The organism is Collimonas fungivorans, from assembly GCF_001584145.1.
Classification (GTDB): domain Bacteria; phylum Pseudomonadota; class Gammaproteobacteria; order Burkholderiales; family Burkholderiaceae_D; genus Collimonas; species Collimonas fungivorans.
Map to the genome: position 1 here is coordinate 770,961 of NZ_CP013232.1, position 20,880 is coordinate 791,840.

17 protein-coding genes and 2 pseudogenes are annotated in these 20,880 nt (G+C 57.6%); 8 read left to right on the plus strand and 11 right to left on the minus strand.

Annotation, left to right across the window (positions count from 1 at the left end; translation table 11 throughout):
• Positions 1-58 precede the first annotated feature (58 nt).
• Positions 59-1,219, plus strand: coding sequence for a PepSY-associated TM helix domain-containing protein (locus CFter6_RS03260; RefSeq protein WP_150118613.1), 1,161 nt, complete (start codon positions 59-61; stop codon positions 1,217-1,219).
• Between the two features lie 11 nt (positions 1,220-1,230).
• Here the strand turns inward: CFter6_RS03260 and CFter6_RS03265 are convergent, their stop codons facing one another.
• The 3 genes from CFter6_RS03265 to uvrA are packed head-to-tail and all read right to left on the minus strand — an operon-like array spanning position 1,231 to position 6,177.
• Positions 1,231-2,451 (minus strand): FAD-dependent oxidoreductase, encoded by a 1,221-nt coding sequence (locus tag CFter6_RS03265; RefSeq protein ID WP_082814572.1) that lies wholly within the window; start codon positions 2,449-2,451, stop codon positions 1,231-1,233.
• 23 nt (positions 2,452-2,474) lie between these two features.
• Entirely contained in the window at positions 2,475-3,254 is a 780-nt protein-coding gene (locus CFter6_RS03270) for a phytanoyl-CoA dioxygenase family protein (protein ID WP_061538706.1), read from the minus strand.
• A 49-nt stretch (positions 3,255-3,303) separates the two neighbouring features.
• Positions 3,304-6,177: an excinuclease ABC subunit UvrA gene (uvrA, locus tag CFter6_RS03275; RefSeq protein WP_061538707.1), complete on the minus strand. Its 2,874-nt coding sequence runs from the start codon at positions 6,175-6,177 to the stop codon at positions 3,304-3,306.
• 200 nt (positions 6,178-6,377) lie between these two features.
• Between uvrA and CFter6_RS03280 the strand changes: the two genes are divergently transcribed.
• Positions 6,378-7,619 carry an MFS transporter gene (locus tag CFter6_RS03280; protein ID WP_061538708.1) on the plus strand — a complete coding sequence of 414 codons (1,242 nt, stop codon included), beginning with the start codon at positions 6,378-6,380 and terminating at the stop codon, positions 7,617-7,619.
• 46 nt (positions 7,620-7,665) lie between these two features.
• Positions 7,666-8,163 (plus strand): single-stranded DNA-binding protein, encoded by a 498-nt coding sequence (ssb, locus tag CFter6_RS03285; RefSeq protein WP_061538709.1) that lies wholly within the window; start codon positions 7,666-7,668, stop codon positions 8,161-8,163.
• 258 nt (positions 8,164-8,421) lie between these two features.
• Here the strand turns inward: ssb and CFter6_RS03290 are convergent.
• A pseudogene (locus CFter6_RS03290) lies at positions 8,422-8,745 on the minus strand (helix-turn-helix domain-containing protein); the annotation flags it as partial.
• Positions 8,746-8,980: 235 nt separating this feature from the next.
• Between CFter6_RS03290 and CFter6_RS26675 the strand changes: the two are divergent.
• From CFter6_RS26675 to CFter6_RS03305, 5 genes and pseudogenes are all read left to right on the plus strand, one after another.
• Positions 8,981-9,835 carry a YopT-type cysteine protease domain-containing protein gene (locus CFter6_RS26675; RefSeq protein WP_082814573.1) on the plus strand — a complete coding sequence of 285 codons (855 nt, stop codon included), beginning with the start codon at positions 8,981-8,983 and terminating at the stop codon, positions 9,833-9,835.
• A 400-nt stretch (positions 9,836-10,235) separates the two neighbouring features.
• Entirely contained in the window at positions 10,236-13,250 is a 3,015-nt protein-coding gene (locus CFter6_RS03295) for a sensor histidine kinase (protein WP_236904505.1), read from the plus strand.
• A 15-nt stretch (positions 13,251-13,265) separates the two neighbouring features.
• A pseudogene (locus CFter6_RS24880) lies at positions 13,266-13,462 on the plus strand (IS66 family transposase zinc-finger binding domain-containing protein); the annotation flags it as partial.
• A 568-nt stretch (positions 13,463-14,030) separates the two neighbouring features.
• Positions 14,031-14,471 (plus strand): hypothetical protein, encoded by a 441-nt coding sequence (locus tag CFter6_RS03300; protein WP_150118614.1) that lies wholly within the window; start codon positions 14,031-14,033, stop codon positions 14,469-14,471.
• Between the two features lie 319 nt (positions 14,472-14,790).
• Positions 14,791-15,780, plus strand: coding sequence for a glycosyl hydrolase (locus CFter6_RS03305; protein WP_082814575.1), 990 nt, complete (start codon positions 14,791-14,793; stop codon positions 15,778-15,780).
• 35 nt (positions 15,781-15,815) lie between these two features.
• Here the strand turns inward: CFter6_RS03305 and CFter6_RS03310 are convergent, their stop codons facing one another.
• The 7 genes from CFter6_RS03310 to CFter6_RS03340 all read right to left on the minus strand — a co-directional run bounded on the left by CFter6_RS03310 (position 15,816) and on the right by CFter6_RS03340 (position 20,798).
• Complete coding sequence (locus tag CFter6_RS03310) at positions 15,816-16,355, minus strand: VTT domain-containing protein (RefSeq protein ID WP_236904506.1); 540 nt, start codon at positions 16,353-16,355, stop codon at positions 15,816-15,818.
• Between the two features lie 51 nt (positions 16,356-16,406).
• Positions 16,407-16,862, minus strand: coding sequence for a lysozyme inhibitor LprI family protein (locus CFter6_RS03315; protein ID WP_061538713.1), 456 nt, complete (start codon positions 16,860-16,862; stop codon positions 16,407-16,409).
• A 44-nt stretch (positions 16,863-16,906) separates the two neighbouring features.
• Positions 16,907-17,251, minus strand: coding sequence for a hypothetical protein (locus CFter6_RS03320; RefSeq protein WP_061538714.1), 345 nt, complete (start codon positions 17,249-17,251; stop codon positions 16,907-16,909).
• Positions 17,252-17,346: 95 nt separating this feature from the next.
• Positions 17,347-18,249, minus strand: a complete 903-nt coding sequence (locus CFter6_RS03325) for a hypothetical protein (protein ID WP_150118615.1) — start codon at positions 18,247-18,249, stop codon at positions 17,347-17,349.
• Positions 18,250-18,476: 227 nt separating this feature from the next.
• Entirely contained in the window at positions 18,477-19,511 is a 1,035-nt protein-coding gene (locus CFter6_RS03330) for an alpha/beta fold hydrolase (protein ID WP_061538716.1), read from the minus strand.
• A gap of 56 nt (positions 19,512-19,567) precedes the next feature.
• Entirely contained in the window at positions 19,568-20,089 is a 522-nt protein-coding gene (locus tag CFter6_RS03335; RefSeq protein ID WP_061538717.1) for a thioredoxin family protein, read from the minus strand.
• Position 20,090: 1 nt separating this feature from the next.
• The gene (locus tag CFter6_RS03340; RefSeq protein WP_061542196.1) at positions 20,091-20,798 is read right to left on the minus strand and encodes a cytochrome c biogenesis CcdA family protein; all 708 of its coding nucleotides are present in this window, start codon (positions 20,796-20,798) and stop codon (positions 20,091-20,093) included.
• Between the last annotated feature and the right edge of the window lie 82 nt (positions 20,799-20,880).

The following is a 20,880-nucleotide window of genomic DNA, read 5'->3' on the forward strand; positions in this document are numbered from 1 at the left end:
TTCAATCGACATTTACAATACAGGCTTCGCGTAAAACTGTATAAGCGGGTTTGTGATTGTGAAAAAAGCAATACGTCATTGGTTGGTCAAACTGCATCGCTACAGCGGCTTGCTGCTGTCCTTGTTTATTGTCATGGCGGGCCTGACCGGGGCGGCGCTGGCGTTTAACGACGATATCGACGCCTGGCTCAATCCGCAGTTCTATCATCTCAGCCCCAGCTCCGGCGGCAGCCGGCAGACCATCGATGCCCTGGTGGCCAAGGTGGAGCACGATTACCCGCATGCAAAGCTGGGATTTTTCTCGATGGGGGAGAACGCCAACGCGCCGCTTGAGGCAAAACTGCGGCCGCGCAAGCCGAGCGACGAGCTGACGATGGATACGGTGTTTATCGACCCGGTCACGGCGGCAGTGGTCGGCGAGCGCAATACCAAGGCGGTCAGCCTGGCGCCGCAGAACCTGATGCCTTTCCTGTTCCGCCTGCATCGTTATCTGTTGCTGGACAAGCCCGGCGCCATCATTTCCGGCAGCCTCGGGCTGTTATGGCTGGCAACGCTGCTGATGGGTTTCGCGCTAGCCTGGCCCCGGCATCGCAAGGGCTGGGGCAAGGCGCTGTCGATCAAGCGCGGCGCCGGCGGTTTCCGCCTGATGTATGACTTGCACCGCTCGGTGGGGCTGGTGGCCGGCGTGTTGCTGGTGATGACTGCTTTTACCGGCGCCGTGATGAACCTGCCGGACGTGGCCCGGCCGCTGGTGTCCAGCCTGTCGCCGTTGACGCCGCCGCCGAAAGAAGTCGCCAAGTCGCTGGCTACCGAGAGCAAGCAACAGATCAGCTGGCAGCAGGCGCTGGCTTCGGCACAGGCCAGCATGCCGCGCGCCACGCCGGCGCGTATCGCGCGCGACGACAAACACGGCATCTACCAGATCCGCATGCGCAAGCCGGACGACATCCAGGACAGCGGCAGCGTGCGCGTATTTGTCGACGCTGCCGACGGCCGTGTGCTGCGCGCGCTCGATCCATTGACCGGTTCGGGCGGCGATGCCTTCATTGGCGTGCAATACGGTTTGCATACCGGCCAGATACTGGGTTTGCCGGGCAAGATACTGGTCGCCTTCATGGGTTTCCTGCCACTGTTGTTTGCAATTACCGGCATCGCCATCTGGCTGAAAAAACGCAAATCGGAAACGATTGTGCGGGCCCGCCATCTGCACCAGGCCTGATCGTTTCCCTGTTATTTCGACTGCCGCAAGCGGCCATAGATCCAGCCGGTCTTGCTGCCGCTGAGCGTCAGCGCCATCTGCTGGCGCGCCACCGGCAGGCGGCAGATCGGACCCAGGGCGATGTCGCGCAAGGTGCTGGCGATGCGTGAATCGGACTGGAAGAAAGGCGTCAGCAACTTGCTGGCGCCCTGGTAATAACGCAGGTGCGGCCGCCGCCGTTGCGAATACAGCGCCAGCGCCGGTTCTACCGCAGAATTCTCGGCAAAACATTGCGCCAGCGTCATCGCATCGACCAGCGCCAGGTTGGCGCCTTGTCCCAGTTGCGGACTGGTGGCATGGGCGCAATCGCCGATGCAGACTATCCGGCCATCGTGCCAGTGGCGCATCTGCACATCGGCATAGCGTGCGAAGGTGAGTTGTTCCGGCCTTTGTATGTGTTCTAGCACCGGCGCTATCGGTGGCGCCAGCGCCAGCACGGTTTGTTTCCAGGCCGCCAGGCCCTGTTCCTGCCAGTGCGGCAGGCGATCCGCGCGCAGGCTCCAGAACAGGCTGAGAATCGGCTGCGTCATTTCCTGATAGGCGAAACCGGTCGGCATCAATCCCAGCATTTGCTGCGCATGGCGAAACCATTGGCGCAAGCTGCCCTGGGTCAAGCCGTCGTCCGGAACCAGCGCCCATAATGCCCCCCAAGGATAGGGCGTCACTTTTTGCGGAATCGCCAGCGCTGCGCGCAAGTCGGAGCGGGTGCCGTCGGCAATCACGGCGCAGTCGAATTCGCCGGCCTCGGCCTCGCTGCTGCCAGCCGCCGGGTCGCGGGAAAACAACAGAGTCTGGCCGCCGCGCTGCTCTATGCGGGAGATATTGACACCGCTGCAAACCTTGATGGCGACCGTCTTCAATGCTTCCCACAGCACGGAAAACAGGGCGCCGCGATGCAGGCCGAGGCCGAACGACTGCGCATCGTGGTGGCGGTAACGCACATCCAGCACCGTGCGGCCGCCGGCCGTGGTGCCGAACAAGCGGTGGTTGCGGGCGCCGTGCGCCAGAATGGGGTCCAGCAGTCCGAGCGCATCCAGCACGTGCATGCCGGTAGGTTGCAGCAGGATGCCGGCGCCGACCGCGGTCGGTTGCGCTACGCGCTCGAACAGCGTGACCTGATGGCCGGCGCGCGCCAGGAACAGCGCGCTGGCGGCACCCGCGGTGCCGCCGCCTATGATGGCTATACGCTGCATTTTGGAATGTTCCCGAAGTGTGATTAGCTGCTTAGCAGGATATCTTCCGAGGCGGCCGAGCGGCTGCCGGGTGCGGGGGGATTGCTTTGCCCATGATAGGCAAACACCACCGATTCCTTGACGGTTTCGGTATTGTTGCGACCGGCGGCATGGAACAGGCCGCTATGGAAAAACACCACGTCGCCCTGTTGCAGTTCGACTGATTTTCCCTGAGCAAACAAGGCCTGGTTGGCTGCCACTTCCGGGCGCAGGAAATCCAGCTCATCCATTTGCTCGGGTTTGATGTCGAAGCGGTGCGAGCCTGGAATGAAGCGCAGGCCGCCGTTGTTGGCGTTTTCGCTATCCAGCGCCAGCCATACCGAAATCAGCTCGTTGCGCGGGAACGACCAGTAGCGGATATCGCGATGCCAGCCGGTGGCGGTGCCGAAGTGCGGATGCTTGGTCATCACGCAATTGTGGTGCGACAAGGTCAGGCAAACCGTTTCGCCCAGCAGCAGTTCCAGCATCGCCACCAGTTGCGGACTGCGGGCCCAGGCACGATAGCTGTCGTCGCGCTGGTAGGCGTTGCGCAGGCGCCGCGCGGTGCGGCCGCCGACGCTGTCAAACGACTTCGGCGCGCCGGCATAACCGACTTCGGATTCGTATTCCAGCGGCGCCACTGCCTGCGCCAGGTGGGCGTTGGTAGTGGCCGCCATCAGTTCGCAATCGGCGGCGGATACCAGGCGCGGCAAAATCAAATATCCATCTTTTTCGAAAGCGTCAATCTGTGCCGCAGACAGCGCCGGGGTGGTGTTGGTAGACATCGTTATCTCGTGATTGCATTCCCAGCTTGGTGGGCCGGGAAGGCTTGTTTTATTTTTTCTTGGGTTTTTCCAGCAACGGCCCCAGGTACTTGCCGGTGACACTGGCGGGGTTCGCCGCCACCTGTTCCGGCGTGCCGGTAGCGATGATGCGGCCGCCGCCGGCGCCGCCTTCAGGGCCAAGATCGATCAGCCAGTCGGCAGTCTTGATGACATCCAGGTTGTGTTCGATGATGACCACGGTATTGCCCTGGTTGCGCAGGCGGTGGATCACTTTTAATAGTAGGTCGATGTCGTGGAAGTGCAAGCCGGTAGTCGGCTCGTCCAGGATATACAGGGTGCGGCCGGTATCGCGTTTCGACAGTTCCAGCGACAGCTTGACGCGCTGCGCTTCGCCGCCGGACAAGGTGGTCGCACTCTGGCCGAGGCGGATATAACCGAGGCCGACATCCAGCAGCGTATGCAGCTTGCGCGCGATCACCGGCACCGGCTTGAAGAATTCATAGGCTTCTTCCACCGTCATGCCCAGCACTTCGGTGATGCTCTTGCCCTTGTAGTGCACTTCCAGCGTTTCGCGGTTGTAGCGCTTGCCGTGGCAGACGTCGCACGGCACGTAGACATCCGGCAGGAAGTGCATTTCGACCTTGATCACGCCGTCGCCCTGGCAGGCTTCGCAGCGGCCGCCCTTGACGTTGAACGAAAAACGGCCGGCGTTGTAGCCGCGTTCCTTGGCCATCGGCACGGTCGAGAACAGGTCGCGGATCGGCGTGAACAAGCCGGTATAAGTGGCCGGATTGGAGCGCGGCGTGCGGCCGATAGGGGCCTGGTCGACCGAGATCACCTTGTCGAAATGCTCCAGTCCGCCGATCGATTCATGCGCCGCCGGTTCCGCCTGCGAGCCATACAGATGGCGCGCTGCGGCGTGGTACAGGGTGTCGTTGACCAGTGTCGACTTGCCGGAACCGGAAACCCCGGTGACGCAGGTCAGCAGGCCGACCGGCAGGTTCATCGTGACGTTCTTCAGGTTGTTGCCGGTGGCGCCGGTAATGATGAACTGGCGGTCCGGATCGGCCGGCGTGCGTTTCTCCGGCACGGCGATTTTCAAGGTGCCGTTCAGGTACTTTGCCGTCAGTGACTTCTTGTTCTTGAGGATCTGCTCCAGCGTGCCTTCGGCAATTACCTCGCCGCCATGCACGCCTGCGCCCAGGCCCATGTCGACCACATAGTCGGCGGTGCGGATCGCATCTTCGTCATGCTCCACCACCAGCACGCTGTTGCCGATGTCGCGCAGGTGGCGCAGGGTTTCGATCAGGCGGTCGTTGTCGCGCTGGTGCAAGCCGATCGACGGTTCATCCAGCACATACATGACGCCGGTCAGGCCGGAGCCGATCTGCGACGCCAGCCGGATGCGCTGCGCTTCGCCGCCGGACAAGGTGTCGGCGCTGCGTTCCAGCGACAGGTAATCGAGGCCGACGTTATTCAGGAAAGTCAGGCGCGAGACGATTTCCTTGATGATGCGGTCGGCAATTTCCTTCTTGGCGCCGGTCAGCTTCAGTTTTTCAAAGAAGGTCAGTGTTTCGCGCAGTGGCGTCGCCGCGACTTCGTAGATGGCTCTTTCCTGCTTGCCATTGCCGACCTTGACGAAGCGCGCTTCCACGCGCAGCCGCGCGCCGTGGCAGGACGGGCATTCCTTTTCATTGATGAACTTGGCCAGCTCTTCCTTGACCGCCATCGAATCGGTTTCGCGATAACGGCGCTGCAGGTTGTTGACCACGCCTTCAAACGTGTGTTCCTTGATCACCGTGCGGCCGCGTTCGTTGACGTAGCTGAAGGGGATGGTTTCCTTGCCGGAGCCATACAGCACTGCCTGCTGGGCTTTTTCCGGCAGCTTCTCGAACGGCACGTCGATGTCGAAATCGTAGTGCGCGGCGATGCTGGTCAGCATCTGGAAATAGAACTGGTTGCGCCGGTCCCAGCCCTTGACCGCGCCGCTGGCCAGCGACAGGTTAGGGAAAGCGACGATGCGCTTGGGATCGAAAAATTCGATATGGCCCAGGCCGTCGCATTCCGGGCAGGCGCCCATCGGATTGTTGAACGAGAACAGGCGCGGCTCCAGTTCCTGCAGCGAATAACCGCAGATCGGGCAGGCGAACTTGTTGGAATACATGTGCTCGGTGCCGCTGTCCATCTCCAGCGCAATCGCGCGGCCCTCGGCCAGGCGCAGTGCGGTTTCGAAACTTTCCGCCAGGCGCTGCTTGGTGTCGGCCTTGACTTTCAGGCGGTCGATCACGACGTCGATGGTGTGCTTCTCGGTCTTCTTCAGCTTGGGCAGGTCGTCGACTTCATAGATCTTGGCGGCGCCGGTGCCGCTCTGGATGCGGAAGCGCACAAAGCCCTGGGCCTGCATCTGTTCGAACAGGTCGACATGCTCGCCCTTGCGGTTGGCCACCACCGGCGCCAGGATCATCAGCTTGGTGTCGTCCGGCATGGCCAGCACCGCATCGACCATCTGCGACACCGATTGCGCGGCCAGCGGTTTCTCCGGATGGTCCGGGCAATAAGGCGTGCCGACCCGCGCATACAGCAGGCGCAGGTAATCGTGGATCTCGGTCACCGTGCCGACGGTGGAGCGCGGATTGTGCGACGTCGCTTTCTGTTCGATCGAAATCGCCGGCGACAGGCCTTCGATCAGGTCGACATCCGGCTTTTCCATCAACTGCAGGAACTGGCGCGCATAGGACGACAGCGATTCGACATAACGCCGCTGGCCTTCCGCGTACAGCGTGTCGAACGCCAGCGACGACTTGCCGGAGCCGGACAAGCCGGTGATCACGATCAGTTTGTTGCGAGGTAAATCCAGATTGATGTTCTTGAGGTTGTGCGTGCGCGCACCCCGGATGCGGATCTCTTCCCGATTTTTGTCCATCTACAGCTTTCAGCGTGAGTTTAAGGCCGTGTTGGCTTGTTCGAATTGCAATTTTCACGCCTGAAAGGCTTGCCGCAGCCCCTGGCGGGAATCGCTGCCGGGCGCGGCCATGCCATATCAAACGGATCAACCTGATACTATAACGGGTTTCGATCTTCGTCGTTGTGCAGCCTTTACGGCGCCATCCGCCAATACCCAATATGAATAGTTCGTCTTCCTCTTTTGACAGCGAAATCAGCAGCGGCATGAGCCGCGCCGAAGTCAAGGCGAGCGCCTCGCTGGCGTCGATATTTGCATTGCGCATGCTCGGCCTGTTCCTGATCCTGCCGGTGTTTGCGGTGCACGCCAAAACCTTGCCCGGCGGCGACAGCGCGGCCCTGGTCGGCCTCGCCATGGGCATCTACGGCCTGGCGCAATCGTTCGGGCAAATCCCGTTCGGCGTCGCCTCCGACAAATACGGCCGCAAGAAAATCATCGTCATCGGCCTGATCCTGTTTGCGCTGGGCTCCTTCATCGCCGCCGCTGCCGGCAATATCTACTGGGTCATCATCGGCCGCGCGATCCAGGGCGCCGGCGCGATTTCGGCGGCGGTGACCGCCTTCATCGCCGACTCCACCCGGGAAGAACACCGCACCAAGGCCATGGCCATGGTCGGCGGTTCCATCGGCCTCACCTTTGCCTTGTCGCTGATCGTTTCGCCGCTGCTGTACCAGTGGGTAGGCATGGGCGGCATCTTCGCCATGACCGGCTTCCTGTCGCTGGCCGCGATCGTGGTGGTGGTATGGCTGGTGCCGTCGGCGCCGCTGGTCAAGGCCAGGCGCGTGGCGTGGTCGGAGATCCTGCGCAACGGCGAGCTGATGCGGCTCAACTATGGGGTGTTTGCCTTGCACATGACGCAGATGGCGATGTTCGTGGTGATGCCGGCGGCGCTGGTCAAATACGCCGGCCTGCCGCTGGAGTCGCACTGGAAAATCTACTTGCCGGTGGTGCTGGCGTCTTTTGTGCTGATGCTGCCGCCGGTATTTGTCGGCGAGAAGCAGGGCAAGATGAAGCAAGTGATGCTGGCGGCCGTGGCCTTGTTGTTTGTCGTGCAACTCGGTCTGTTGGTGACATTCTCTATGGCAACTATCCACTGGCAATGGCTGGTCGTGCTGCTGCTGGGTTTTTTCATTGCCTTCAACGTGCTGGAAGCGAGCCAGCCGTCGCTAGTGTCGCGCATCGCGCCGCCGGCCGCCAAGGGCGCCGCGCTGGGCGTCTACAACACCATGCAAGCCCTGGGTTTGTTCTGCGGCGGCGCCCTAGGCGGATTGCTTAAACAGCATGCCGGAGCCCCCTCTGTATTCATTTTAGGAGGGGCGGCGACCCTGTGCTGGCTTATAATCGCATCCAGCATGAAAAATTTGCCGCGCCGTGGCCGGACGGCCACCACCGCGGCAGCATGATTTCCAAGGCATTTTTTCAAGATATTCGTATTTAGGAGAGCATCACATGGCATCGGTCAATAAAGTCATCATCGTCGGCAATCTCGGCCGCGACCCGGAAACACGCTACATGCCGAACGGCGAAGCCGTCACCAACATTGCCGTGGCCACCACGGAAAGCTGGAAAGACAAGAACAGCGGCGAGAAAAAAGAATTAACCGAGTGGCACCGCATTACCTTCTATCGCAAGCTGGCGGAGATCGCCGGCCAGTACCTGAAAAAGGGTTCGCAGATCTACATCGAAGGCCGCCTGCAGACGCGCAAGTGGCAAGACAAGGATGGCGCCGAGCGTTACACCACCGAAATCATCGCCGACACCATGCAGATGCTCGGCAGCCGCCAGGGCGCCGGCGGCAGCGCGCCTATGGACGATGGCGGCGGCTACAACAGCGCACCGCCGGCACGCCAGCAAAACGCCAGCGCCCCGGCAGCTCCGGCCCGCCAGGCGCCCGCTTCGCGTCCGGCGCCGAATTTCTCGGATATGGATGACGATATTCCGTTCTGACACCCAGTAGACTTACATTCTGTAAAAAGGCTCTATAAGTCATTGACTTATAGAGCCTTTTTTCTTGTTTGCAATTTTCTGATGAGTAACGGGGTAATTCGTTATGACCTAACTGGTAAAGTTAAACACCATATCGCGCCCACAACGATGAAGTGGGATTGCTTCTATTCTTGCAAAGCGAATTGACCGCATGAAGCTGTTGGGGCGGTGCCTGTTCGTTTGCGCACCGAATTGCCCCACTCAGTTTGACCCCCCCCTCCATTGTCTGGCGAATGCCGCCACCCTGTCGTAAGACCCCTTGAAGCCCAATTCCAACAGGTCCTCGTGAAGCTGTTTCAAGCTGCGTCGTTGCTTGCGGGATTTGGCCGCCTCGAACTTGAGCCAGCCTGAAAGCTGGAAGGCGTATGGGGCGATGGCACTGGCCGATTGGCGCTCTGCATAGGCAGGCTCAGTCGTTTCCGAGCGCAGGTAGCGTCGGACCGTGTTGCGCGAGATGCCCAACCGCTTGGCAATCTCCCTCAGTGGGACCTGGCCCCGAAGGTGCCAGCGTCTGATTATTCCTAGTAATGCCACGTCGATCACTCCGATCCCCTACTCGTTCTGGCAAGTAGGATTGTGTGCTAAACGCGGGTCAATTTTCGAAGCAAATTATGCGGCCAAGTGGGTCAGTTTTCGGCGCAAATCAACACTGAAATTAATGGTTGCCAGCAGAAGTTATGGTCTTGAATACGTTTTACAGTCAAAAATTTCGCATGAGGGCGAGGTGGATTTTTTGACCATGAGATGATGGTGATTAGATAACCCAATTCGGTAAAATATGGAAAACTTTCGCATTACGGGCCAATATCATCCATCGATCGAGCCAACCTCGTCACAGAGGAATTCCAAGAATATTGAAGCATTAGATAAAAAGGGTCCGTCGACTTATCAACAATCGAAATCAATATTGGATAGCCTGCCAAAGCGGACATCTACCAATCGCCCGGATTCTATTTCGTCCTTTAGGAAAATAGCAGTTTTAAATGGCATATGTTCGTCGCAGCCACGAGTTAACGAGCACTCATATTTGGAAGGCTCGTCAAGCTGGGCTGTACATAGAACCGCGCCGTTTGTTCAAGGTGATATATTGGAACATGAGGCGCCCGGACATGCAGGGGCATGTGTCATATACAGCTTTCTTTGGATGAATAAAATTGCCAAGCAGTCTGGCAATGCCTCTTCCAGAATGAATTCTCTAAGTCAATCAACTACTGAAGTACTTCAGTTGCACCAGGAATACGCAAACAGGGTTTTCCAATGCAACAATGATCCTGATAATCAAGAGGATCCACTTATTCAGACGGCACGAGCTTTAGGGGTTAGTCCAGCTGGAAATACCATTGCTGTCGATATTCTCACGGATGAAGAAGCCGCAATGACCTCACTTTCGGAAATTCTGAATAGGCCAGGCACCTCCAACATAATATGGTTGGGAAATGTAGACCCCAACTCAGCTAGCAATCACCTAATTGCTTCCCACGCAACTGGCGGCCGCGTTGTTTTGTTTGATCCCAATATGGGCGAGTTTCGCCTAAAATTATCAGAAGTGCCTGTAGTCATGCGTGAAATTGTTGCCAGAAGCTCAATGCACTTTGCTGTTCCTGAGCTTTTCATTCTACCGATGAGAGCTTAATAATCCATTTTCGTTGATTTCTCTGGCCTGCCCGGCTGTTAGCTTACGGTGTTTCTACGGTTGGAGCCAGTGGCTGGACAGGCAGCTCAGAATCATTTGCTGCCCGTCATACGCATCGGTCAGTCGTGAGCTGTGAGGTCCAGCGCTATCAGGATCGGTTAGCGAAACGTTCCATTAAAGGAGAGGAGCAACCTGGTCACCACAGCTTTGACTTGATCCAGATCACTGATATTGCCCGCATTTATTTGCAGCGCGGTTAATACTTGTTCTGAAACGTGCAGGTGATATCGATTGCCATCGCCGATATCGATGTAAATTACGCCGGAACGATACTAGGGAATCGTATATGCGAGGGCTTAGCAGACTGGTCAGTTTTGCGATAACGGAGCCCGTCTTTTTTATGGCGATAAAATCTGAAATGGTGCCTGCATTACGTCCGTATCGCCAATTGATCGTATCGCTTTGGCTGATATGTATGTCGCCGTGGGTACTTTGCCAGGAATTGCCGTTGCGTTACTACAATCAACGCGATGGTTTAGGGAATATGGCCGTCACTGCCATGGCGCAAGAGCCGGGTGGCTATCTCTGGATAGGCACACAAAGCGGCTTGTTTCGATATGACGGTGCACGCTTTCAGCATTTCGGACAAAGTGATGGATTCACCGATTCATATATCCGAGCCTTGCATGCGGATGTCGATGGTAATCTTTGGGTCGGCGCTAGCGATGGTTTATACCGGTGGCAGGGTCAGCGCTTTGTACCGATAAAATTTCAAAATGCCAAGCTGGTGTTCGGTTATGGGCAGAATCTGACAAGCCTTGGGTCGCATCGTCTGCTAGCGATCAGCCATGATCGTTTGTGGCTGGTGACGTCGGTAGATCAAGGGGCAACGTGGCAGACGCGGGAATTTTTCGGCGCAGAGCAATTGTTGCGTTATCCGGAGATACGCAAGCTTCACGGCGTTCACATTGGTCCGCACGGAGACTTGTGGATGGGGTGCGAGCAAGCACTGTGTCATTACGATAAAGGAAAACTGGTCGTCATAGGAAAAGAGAGCGGTCTGCCTGCAGAAAGTTGGGTTGCCATTTTTCACGACCGGCAGGCAACGCTGTGGATACGTAGCCAGCGTCATGTGTTTGCGTTGCCGGCCGGCGGTCATGTTTTTCTGGATCGGTCTCCTCCCCAGAATAAGCAAAAAAAGGCAGGGGGAAATCCATTCCTGGCGGAAGATGCCGCCGGCCGGGTTTTTAGCAGGCAGGACGAAGGCATTATTCGATGGAACGGCACGCACTGGGAATCCTTTGACGAGTCGAACGGACTGACCATTGGCGGAGGAGTCAATTCCTTCCTGGTTGACCGGGACGGGGGTATTTGGATTGGATCGCTGGGACATGGCCTGATCCATTGGCTGGGCTATCCGAATTGGGAAAACTGGACATCCAGGCAAGGCTTGCCCAGCAATGTCGTACTATCGTTCTTGCGTGACCGGGAAAACGTGTTTCATGTCGGCACGCGTTCTGGATCGGCGATATTGCAGCAGACCGGGCAATTTTCCGTTTCTCCGGGTACCTATGGCGGCACATCCTACCAGTGGAGCAATATGGTTGAGGATGTCAAAGGCAATATCTGGGCAAGCTCGTATTCGGGATTTCTGGTGCGCCGCGACCAGAGTACACAACTGGATAGAATGATCGCCAGACTTCCAGCGATCAGCGGTTTGTTTTTCGATAGATCAGGGCAAGCGTGGCTCAGCACAAAGCGCGGCATTTACAATGCCAAGTATCCCGAATCCAATCCGATCCCGTTAGAAGTGAGTGAGCATTCGTCGCTCAAAGATATCAAAGTCATTCAAGGATGCCAGAGTCGTTCCGGTGCAATCTGGTTTATCACAGAAAAAGAAGTGTTGCGATTTGACGGTGAACGTTGGAGCAAACCGCGGCTCCAGCCGACGCCGCCGTCCGTCCGATTGGATACCATCGCTTGTGCGAGCGACGGTGAACTATGGCTGGGAGATGAGGCAGGGAGAATTTGGCGCGCTATGGAGCGAGACGACGCCCTGGAAATACACGATGCTACTCCACCGTTGTTGCTGGATCAGGCGGTGGTAGCGTCGCTTGTAGATAGCCGCGGTTGGCTGTGGGTAACTACCGGGGCCGGGATCGCCGTATGGAATCGCGCGCAGTGGCGGTTTTTTAATCAGGAAAGCGGCTTGGTCTGGAACGACAGCAACCAGAATGCATTGTATGAGGATAGCGACGGTTCGATGTGGGTGGGAACCAGCAACGGCGCTTCCCATATCTTACGACCAGAATCGCTGTTCGCGCCATCGCAGCTGGAGGTGCTGGTGGAGAGCGTCAGTCGCGACGGTGAAGCGCTTCCCCGCGACAAGCCGATTCGTTTGCCGTGGTCCTCCGGTCCGCTCAATTTTAAGCTGGCCGCGCTGTCATACCAGAATCGCGAGGCTCTCAATTTTCGTTATCGGATGCGAGGACTGGAACCGGAATGGTCGATGACCAACATTCCAGAGGTGCGCTATGCGGCCTTGCCTCCCGGCCGTTATCACTTCCAGGTCGCCGTCGACAACCCGTCCATTCAAGCCTTTTCCTCGACAGTGGAAGTCGAGGTCGTGATTTTGCCGCCATGGTGGAGAACCAAGACCTTCTATACGGCCTGCGGCTTGTTGCTGGTCCTTGCACTGTTTTTGATGTATCACTATCGCATCCGCTGGTTGATCATCCGACAGCGGAGGAAGGAGCAACTGGCGCGCGAGCGTGCATACGATCTCGAAGTATCGCGAGAGGAAGAGCGCAAACACCTGACGCGTGAAATTCACGACGAGTTGGGACAACATTTATCGGCGGCGCGCATGAGGGTATCAATGCTAGGAATGGAATTTGCAGGAAGCAATTCAGCGTTGCAGGGAAAAATCGACTGCATAATAACTCTGATGGATACCACCATTAAGGTAGTGCGCAATGTTGTTTCATCGCTGCGCCCGTCGGCGCTTGATATGGGGGTGGTGTCGGCGCTGGAATGGCTGGCCGATGAATTTACGGGGAATACAGGGATTCCATGCAGCTTGGAGGTTAGCGAAGAGAACATTGCGCTGGATGATAAGCGGGCGACCACCATTTTCCGTATAGCGCAGGAATCATTGACCAATATCAGCCGTCACGCAGCAGCGAGCCAAGTGGAAATCAGCCTGAAGCGGATGGAAAAAAATTACTTGCTGGAGGTGCGCGATAACGGCAGGGGATTTGATACCAGCCTGCGTAAAAAGAAATCATTCGGCCTGATAGGTATCCGAGAACGGACGTTGATGCTCGGGGGCGAGATTGCGATCTTCAGTGTGTCCGGCGTCGGTACGACAATCAAGGTGTCGATTCCCCTCACCGATCACGAACCGGGTCAATAAGCGACAGGAGTGCTGTTGCCGGCAGCGCTTCCGCGGCGAGAAATCCGGCACGAACCTGAATCGACTACCTGCAACTGCGGTTGCCCATTGAAGCGTACTGGCGAAGACATCGCCGAAAAGCTCGATTATCATCCGGTATCTTTACGGTCGAGCGCCATGTACGCGGCAAAGGGGGCTGCCGCCAATGCCAAACACTAGTGCAGGCGCCGGTTGCTCCCCCACATTATCGACATAGGTGCGAGTACAACGTTAAGTCCTGCTTGGTCGGTCGTTGCTCGATGGCGCATAGCATCAGATGCACGGCCTACCTGGTTCGCTCGACTCGCCTTCGTTTATCCGGACTCTTCTTCGCTTCCGTGCCAGACATTTGTCAGCAAAAAAATGTACCTTGCACAAAAAGAGAAGCCATCATCTGTCCGGTCAATTCATCCATGTAAACGAGGATATAAATTTTATGTTTAAGGTATTTGGAAAAGGATCTTCGAGTAATGCGTGGAACCGGCATTGAAAATGCAGAGCAAGACATCGTTAAGGTGCATGAAAGTGTGAACGCGCGAGCACTTGGCTTGAACTCATATGCGCATCGGACGGTGCGAGTATCATCCCCCCGCGCTTGAACATCTTAAGGCAGCATCATGGGCAAACCGAGTATCGAAGCAAATACTGAATAGTAGGGCGGGAAACCAGGAAACCGATATCCACGCCACATCAGGCGAAAGTTGCGCACGAGAAATTCTCGGACAGGACGCAAAGCTTCCCCAGTTGCAGCGGGCACAAGTCATGCAAGGTACGGTTGTGGTCGATCCATGGCCAGGTCATCCAAGCGCCTGTACGCTCGACCATGCCGTACTCTACGACGCCAAGACCGGGAATGCACTCCCATTGGTCAGATTATCCGGTGAATTGAGAGAGGAGACATGGACCGAGAGAGCTCTGGATAAGAAAGATGCTAGACGCATCGAGAATATCCAACCGATGGATACGGAGAAAGTTAATAAGAAACTCATGAAGAAAAATTTGCCAGCAATTGGAGAGCAACTTGTGGCCCATATCCATCAGGAAGAGCAGGGGAACGTTCGCCGTGGGCGTCCACAGCTATTAGACGTACGCGTTGCAACTGACCCTAGCACAAGATACACAGACGATCATACGCATTCTGGGAATACCTTCGATGATATTTCTCGCCGCGTTATTAACCGTCAGAGAATTGGGCGTGGCTGAAGAAATTATTGATTCGACAATGAAATGTTGAGCTAAAAGTGGTCCCAGGCCGGAAATTTGATCTGAACTTTTTGCGCATGACCTTACTTGTCACTTAACGACAAAGCTGGGCAGTTTGCGATTGGCGCAGGGCATCACGAGATGAAGCCATATCGCCTGTTTCCACATGGACCATCAAACAATATTGCTTTATGGCATGCTATTTGCGGTGTGATACGCGAAGCCGTCGTATTGCTTTATGCATCGCAGCGGACGTGGTCCATACGCAGCGCTCCAAAATATTCTTAAGAATTTCTTTATGCACCTGGCACACCTTTGCATGCATTTTTCATGGTCGCGCCGCCGCACGGCCGTGTGGCCCCTGGTCTTCGCCGGCTGCTTGGTCCTGGGTGGCTGCGGAGGCGGCGGCGACAGCGGTTCCGGAACGGCGTCGGGATCTCCGAATGCCGCGACCGTACCTGCGGTGACTGCTCCAGCGACTGTACCGAATCCGGCCGATCCCGCCGGCACCACGCCACCAGCGGGGACGGTTGCGGCGAAGAGCGCAAAGCGCGGCGTCGCCTATGACCTGGCGAGTCCGCTTGACCTTGCCGTGCTCGCGCCTGGCGTGAGCTGGTGGTACAACTGGAGCTCGCAACCGAACGCCCAGGTACCCGCGGACTACCGCGCGCAGTACCAGATGGATTTTTATCCGATGCTGTGGAACGGCAATTACGATGCGGCCAGCATCGAAGCATCCCTCAAGAAAAATCCTCAAATCAAGTATCTGCTGGTGCTGAACGAACCCAACCAGTCCGACCAGTCCAATCTCACGCCGCAGCAGGCCGCAAACCTGTGGCCTGGCTTCGAAGCGATCGCGGCGCACACCGGCGTCAAGATAGTCGGGCCGGCGATAAGCTGGGGCACCATGCCGGGTTATGCCGATCCGGTGGTATGGCTGGACGCCTTCTATGCCGCCTATCGCAACGCCAACGGCAACCGCGATCCGCAAATCGATTACCTGGCGTTCCATTGGTACGACTACGGCCTGGCAGGGCAGCTCGACCGCCTCGCCAAGTATGGCAAGCCGTTCTGGGTTACCGAATTTGCCAACTGGCATGCGCAAAACGACGGCGCGCAGATCGACACGCTTGCCAAGCAGGAGGCGCAGATGAAGGACATGGTGGCGATCTGCGAGGCGCGCGCCGACGTATTCCGTTATGCATGGTTTACCGGCCGCTGGAATAACGACAGCCATTTCACCAGCTTGCTGGGCGCTCCCGGGCAGCTTACGGACCTGGGCCGGCTGTATCTGTCGCTTCCGCATTGATGGCAGCGGCCGGATGAACCACACCGCCATGCGCTTTAATGCAGATGCAGCGCCTTGCCGATATAGTCAAAGAATATGCAATACAGCATGATCGGCAACGGCAAACCAAGCATGGTGCCGATCAGGTATTTATAAAATTTCACGCCGGACAAGGCCAGTGCGTAATTCAGTGCGGGTACGGTCTGAAACAGTATCCTTAACAACGCGATGCTTGCAATCGGGTGCGCATCGAGGCCGCTGAGTATTTTCAATGCATGACGGTTCTTCAATTCCCGGAATGCATCGCCGCCGATGAAGCGGATTGTCAGGAAAGTAAACACGCAGGAAATGACCGCCGCGACATAGGTTGCAAGGCCGCCCCAGGTCTTGCCCAGGGCCAGTACCGCCGCCGCGAGGAAAATCCACCCGGGTACCTGGATCAGGTTACCCAGGCAAAACAATAAAATAAAGATCAGCAAGCCGCTGACTTTATTGTCAACGATCTGTTGACGAAGGAACGCCAGGTTGAAATGCTCCCGCAGCCCGGAAAATTGAAACAGGGCGAGCAGCAGCAACAGGAAAAGAACAACGATCAACAGCCGTTTGTAGGGGCGCAAGGCAGAGTCTCGCAAGTTAAGGTGAGCAGGTCATGGACCGTCGGTATCGAGCACACGATTGTAGGATTCCAGTCTCAACGCACGCTCTTGCGTCAGGGCCAGTCCTTCATATTCTTGCATCGGTACGTACATTGTCCCATGCCGGGTTTCAAACAGGGCGGACTGCGCCCGGATCTCCGCATCCCGGAAAACGATCCAGGCCCGCTGAGACGCGCGCAGGTTCTGCGCGGCGGGCGCCGGCAAGGTTCGCATCAATTTCCGGTAGGCGGCATTCAGCCGGTTATCGTAGGTTTTGAGCGCTGTCGCATAACAGGCTGTCTGGTCGGCCGTAGAGACTGTTTTCTCGCTTGACAGGCAGGTGTCTAGCGCATCGGCAGTTTTATCTTTGTCTTGTGCCGGAGCGGCAAACGCCGGCGTCCCTCCCATCACGCAGAAAGTAAGTAGCGTGGAGAGGCAACCAAGCCGATGGCGACGGTTCGATTTCAATGCGGATTCCAGGATTGGATGGGACTCTGTCCGGGTTTTTATGGCTAGGCGGTTTGCTTGCGTTTCAGGAAAATTCCGCCGGCAAGCAGCACTACGCCTACTCCCAACAGAAATTTCGACAACATGCTGCCACCCACTTCACTGTTATTGGCGGCACTGATGGCGAGCGCAGCTGCCTGGGCGTCGGTAGCAGTCATGGCCGTTGCAAATGCGGTCTCTTCACATTGCTTGATCAAGGACTGTTCGGATTTCTCCGCGGTCAGTCTATCGCGGCATTGCTGGGCTAAAGCGGCATCGGCCTTAGGCGGGCCGCCGCTGAAACTGAGGATTGCGCCCAAAACCAGCAACAGTACGCCGATGCAGATCAGCATTACAGGATTCTTTTTCATCAGTATTCCTTGCGTTGTCTCGTGTCAAAGTAACACGTCGGGCCGGGTTGCGATAGAGACCTTGGCGTCATGGGGCGGCCATGAAAAACATTCTGTCACGGCGAGTCTTTATCGCCGCCGCCGCGGTTGCGCCATTTCAACGACAGCCAGACGGCAAGCGCCGTCGTTCCTGCAAACGCCAGCACTGCCAGAAAAATCGAACGGCTGGAGACGTAGACATAGGCCGTGACAAGCCCTACAAACAAGGGCGCCAGCCATTCTTCCAGCTTGGATGGCTTGCGCTGGCCAGAGCGGTTCCTGGTTGTCGCTTGCGGCCCGGCTGGATCTGCATCCCCCGCGGTCAGGCGCGTGCGTCTTCCCGTCTCGGGAAATGCCGCGCTTAGCGCCGCACCGGGCCAGATGCCTGGCGGGCCGGAGCCGCCGAGCATCCACACTGGGTTGCCGCTGTTTTTCCATCGCAGGAAATCTGCCGCCATGCCGGCAAAGTGGTCGCCGGCTTCCGGCGGAAGATTGTTGTCCAGGCGGTCCATGCTCTGCGCACCCATCCGCATCCATTGTTCGCCATCCGAGATATCCGGCAAGCCGGCGGTGCGAAGCAGGAGAAATCCTTCAAAATGCGTGGCGACCAGCTTTTCAAACGCCTCGTAGGTGGAGCGGTATTGTTCGCCAATGGCGGTCACCACTTTTTCCTTGCGCAGCGCCAGCCGTTCCAGCGCCTGGTCCTTGCTGGTGACGAAGTAGGGATAGAGGGCTTCCGGGTTCTCCGCATCGGCCTGGAATTCCGCGCGTTCCCCTTCCGCATCGTTGACATCGAAATCGTCGATCATCCTGGCGAATTTCAGGTCAGCTTCGCCGTAGATGCACCACCATAAGAGCGGGGGACCGCTTTTCGCTTCCAGTTCAATCCCTGGATCGTCCCAGAATGTGCGCCATTCATCGCGTTCGCCGTTGGGCATTGCCCGCTGCTTGCAGTCATTCAGAAACACTGGATGAGACATTGCAACTCCTTCCGCAAAAAAACTGGGTGGCAGCATGTCCTGTGCAATCGCACCAGACGGAGTCTTGTGAATCAGGTTCAGGCGAAGCTTTTGTAAACCGCCATATTAACGAAAAAAGGACATTTCGTTTATTCCCGCAGCACATTCAACTGAGCCAGGGAGAGGCGAACAGGACGAGATTCCCAATGCTCGCCTGGCTTTATGAAATGACATCCCTCAGGATTCAGTCAGTAGCCGTCGACTTCGATAACCGCCTCGGCGAACGCCTGGGGCGCTTCCTGCGGCAGGTTGTGGCCGACGCCCTTGATGATTCGGTGAGTCCGTTTTCCAGAAAATTTGCTGGCGTAGGATGTTCCGTCCGAAGCCGGTGCGACGCCATCGGAATCGCCATCGAGGGTGATGGTGGGCACCGCGATGACGGGGCCTGCCGCCAGCCGCCGTTCCAGTTCGTCGTATTTCGGTTCGCCTGCGGCGATGCTCAGGCGCCAGCGGTAGTTGTGGATGACGATGCTGATGTAGTCCGGGTTGTCGAAGGAGGTCGCGCAGCGGTTGAACGTAGCGTCGTCGAAATCCCACTTCGGCGAATTGACCTTCCAGATGAGATTGCCGAATTCGCGCCGGTTCGCGTCGTAGCCGGCCCGGCCGCGTTCGGTGGCGAAATAAAACTGGTACCACCAGCCGTGTTCGACCTTCGGCGACAGCGGTATCTTGTTGCGCTCAAGGTTGTTGATCAGGTAGCCGTTGACCGACACCATGACCTTGCAGCGTTCTGGCCAGAGCGCTGCGATGATATTGGCAGTGCGTGCGCCCCAGTCGTAGCCGGCAAGGATCGCTTTCTCGATCTTGAGCGCATCCATCAAAGCGATGATATCGAGCGCCACCACCGACTGCTGGGCGTTGCGGAAGGTCGTGTCTGAAAGAAAACGCGTCGTGCCGTGGCCGCGCAGATGCGGGACGATCACCCGGTAGCCTGCCGATGCCAGCAAAGGAGCGACGTCGACAAAACTGTGGATGTCATACGGCCAGCCGTGCAGGAGAATGACTGCGGGCCCATCAGCAGGGCCGGCTTCTGCGTAGCCGACATTCAGGACACCGGCGTCGATCTGTTTCAGCGGACCGAACGAGGTGTTGCTGCCCGTTTTAAGCGCAAGCGGTGCGGCAGTCTGTGCTTTTGCGGTTCCCGTCAGGCCGAACTGGGCGGCGGCAATGGTGATGGTCGCGGCGCCAAAAAGGCGGCGGTGATGGTTGATTTTTTCAGTCATGATCTCTCTCCGATTGATATGAAGCGCCGAAATTGCCGGCATGGTTCGTTGGGGTTTCAGGTTTCCTTCTGTGCCAGCAAAGCCTGGATCGCTGCTTCGGTTTCCGCGTATTTCCCCTCGCCGAAATGGGTGTAGACGATCTGGCCTTTCTTGTTGACCAGGTAGAACGCGGGCCAGTACTGGTTGTTGTACGCAGTCCATGTCGCGTAGCGGTTGTCCTGCGCAACCGGGAAACCGATGTCGAAGCGTTTGATGGCAGTCTTGACGTTGTCGGTATTGCGCTCGAACGGATATTCGGGCGTATGCACGCCGACCACCACCAGGCCCTGGTCCTTGTATTTCTGGTGCCAGCTTTTCACATAGGGCAGGGTGTGGATGCAGTTGATGCAGGTGTAGGTCCAGAAATCGACCAGCACCACCTTGCCGCGCAGTTGCTGCATGGTCAGCGGTTCGCTGTTGAGCCATTTCTCGATGCCGGTGAATTCGGGAGCCGGGCGAATATTTTTCAGCGGCTCGGCATGGGTTGCCGTGACGGCGAAGGCGGCGACTGCGGTCAGTGCCTTGAATCGGGAGAGCATGTCAAAGTCCTTTCAGGTCAGGAAAAAAACGGGTGAGAGAGGTGTAGATGAGGATGTCGTACTGCAGGTAGATCGCAGCGGCGCTCAGGATCACCAGCATCCCGAACAGTTGCTGCAGCCTCTGTGTGTGCCGCGCCAGCTGGCGCACGCGGCGGGTCATGTACTGGCCGCCGTAGATGACGGCGAGCATGGGAAGCGCGGCGCCGATGGCGTACAGGGTGAGCAGCAATGCCGACCAGCCGAGGTCCTGGGCCTTGACCACCAGCACCAAGATAGACGCCAGTACCGGGCCGGCGCATGGCGTCCATACCGCGCCCAGCGACATGCCCAGTACAAAACCGCCGGCATAACCAGGGCCGGCCTGTACGCCGCGTGCACTGATGCGCTGCAGCGGCTGTTCCAGGCGCGCCAGCAGCCATTCATAGGGACGCGGCCATAAGCGCAGCAGGCCGGACAGCGCCAGCAGCGCGATGCCGGTGTTGCGCAGCGCTTCCTGCGCCACCTGCACGGTGCTGGAAACCGCGCCCAGCAGCATGGCGAAAGAAGCGAAAGTCAGGATGAAACCAGACATGATGAACAATGGCCGTACCCGGCTGGGCCGGTCGACTGAGCTGCCGAGCAGCACCGGCACGACCGGCAGGATGCACGGCGAAGCAATGGTAAGCAGGCCGGCCAGCAGTGCTAGCGGCGTTTCGATCAGGTTGTGCATGGCGGCCATTCCGGCAGTTGGGATAGCTGTATTGGAACGTCGGCACGTATCCGCTGTGTGTCAAGAGCGCACCGCCAGTGCA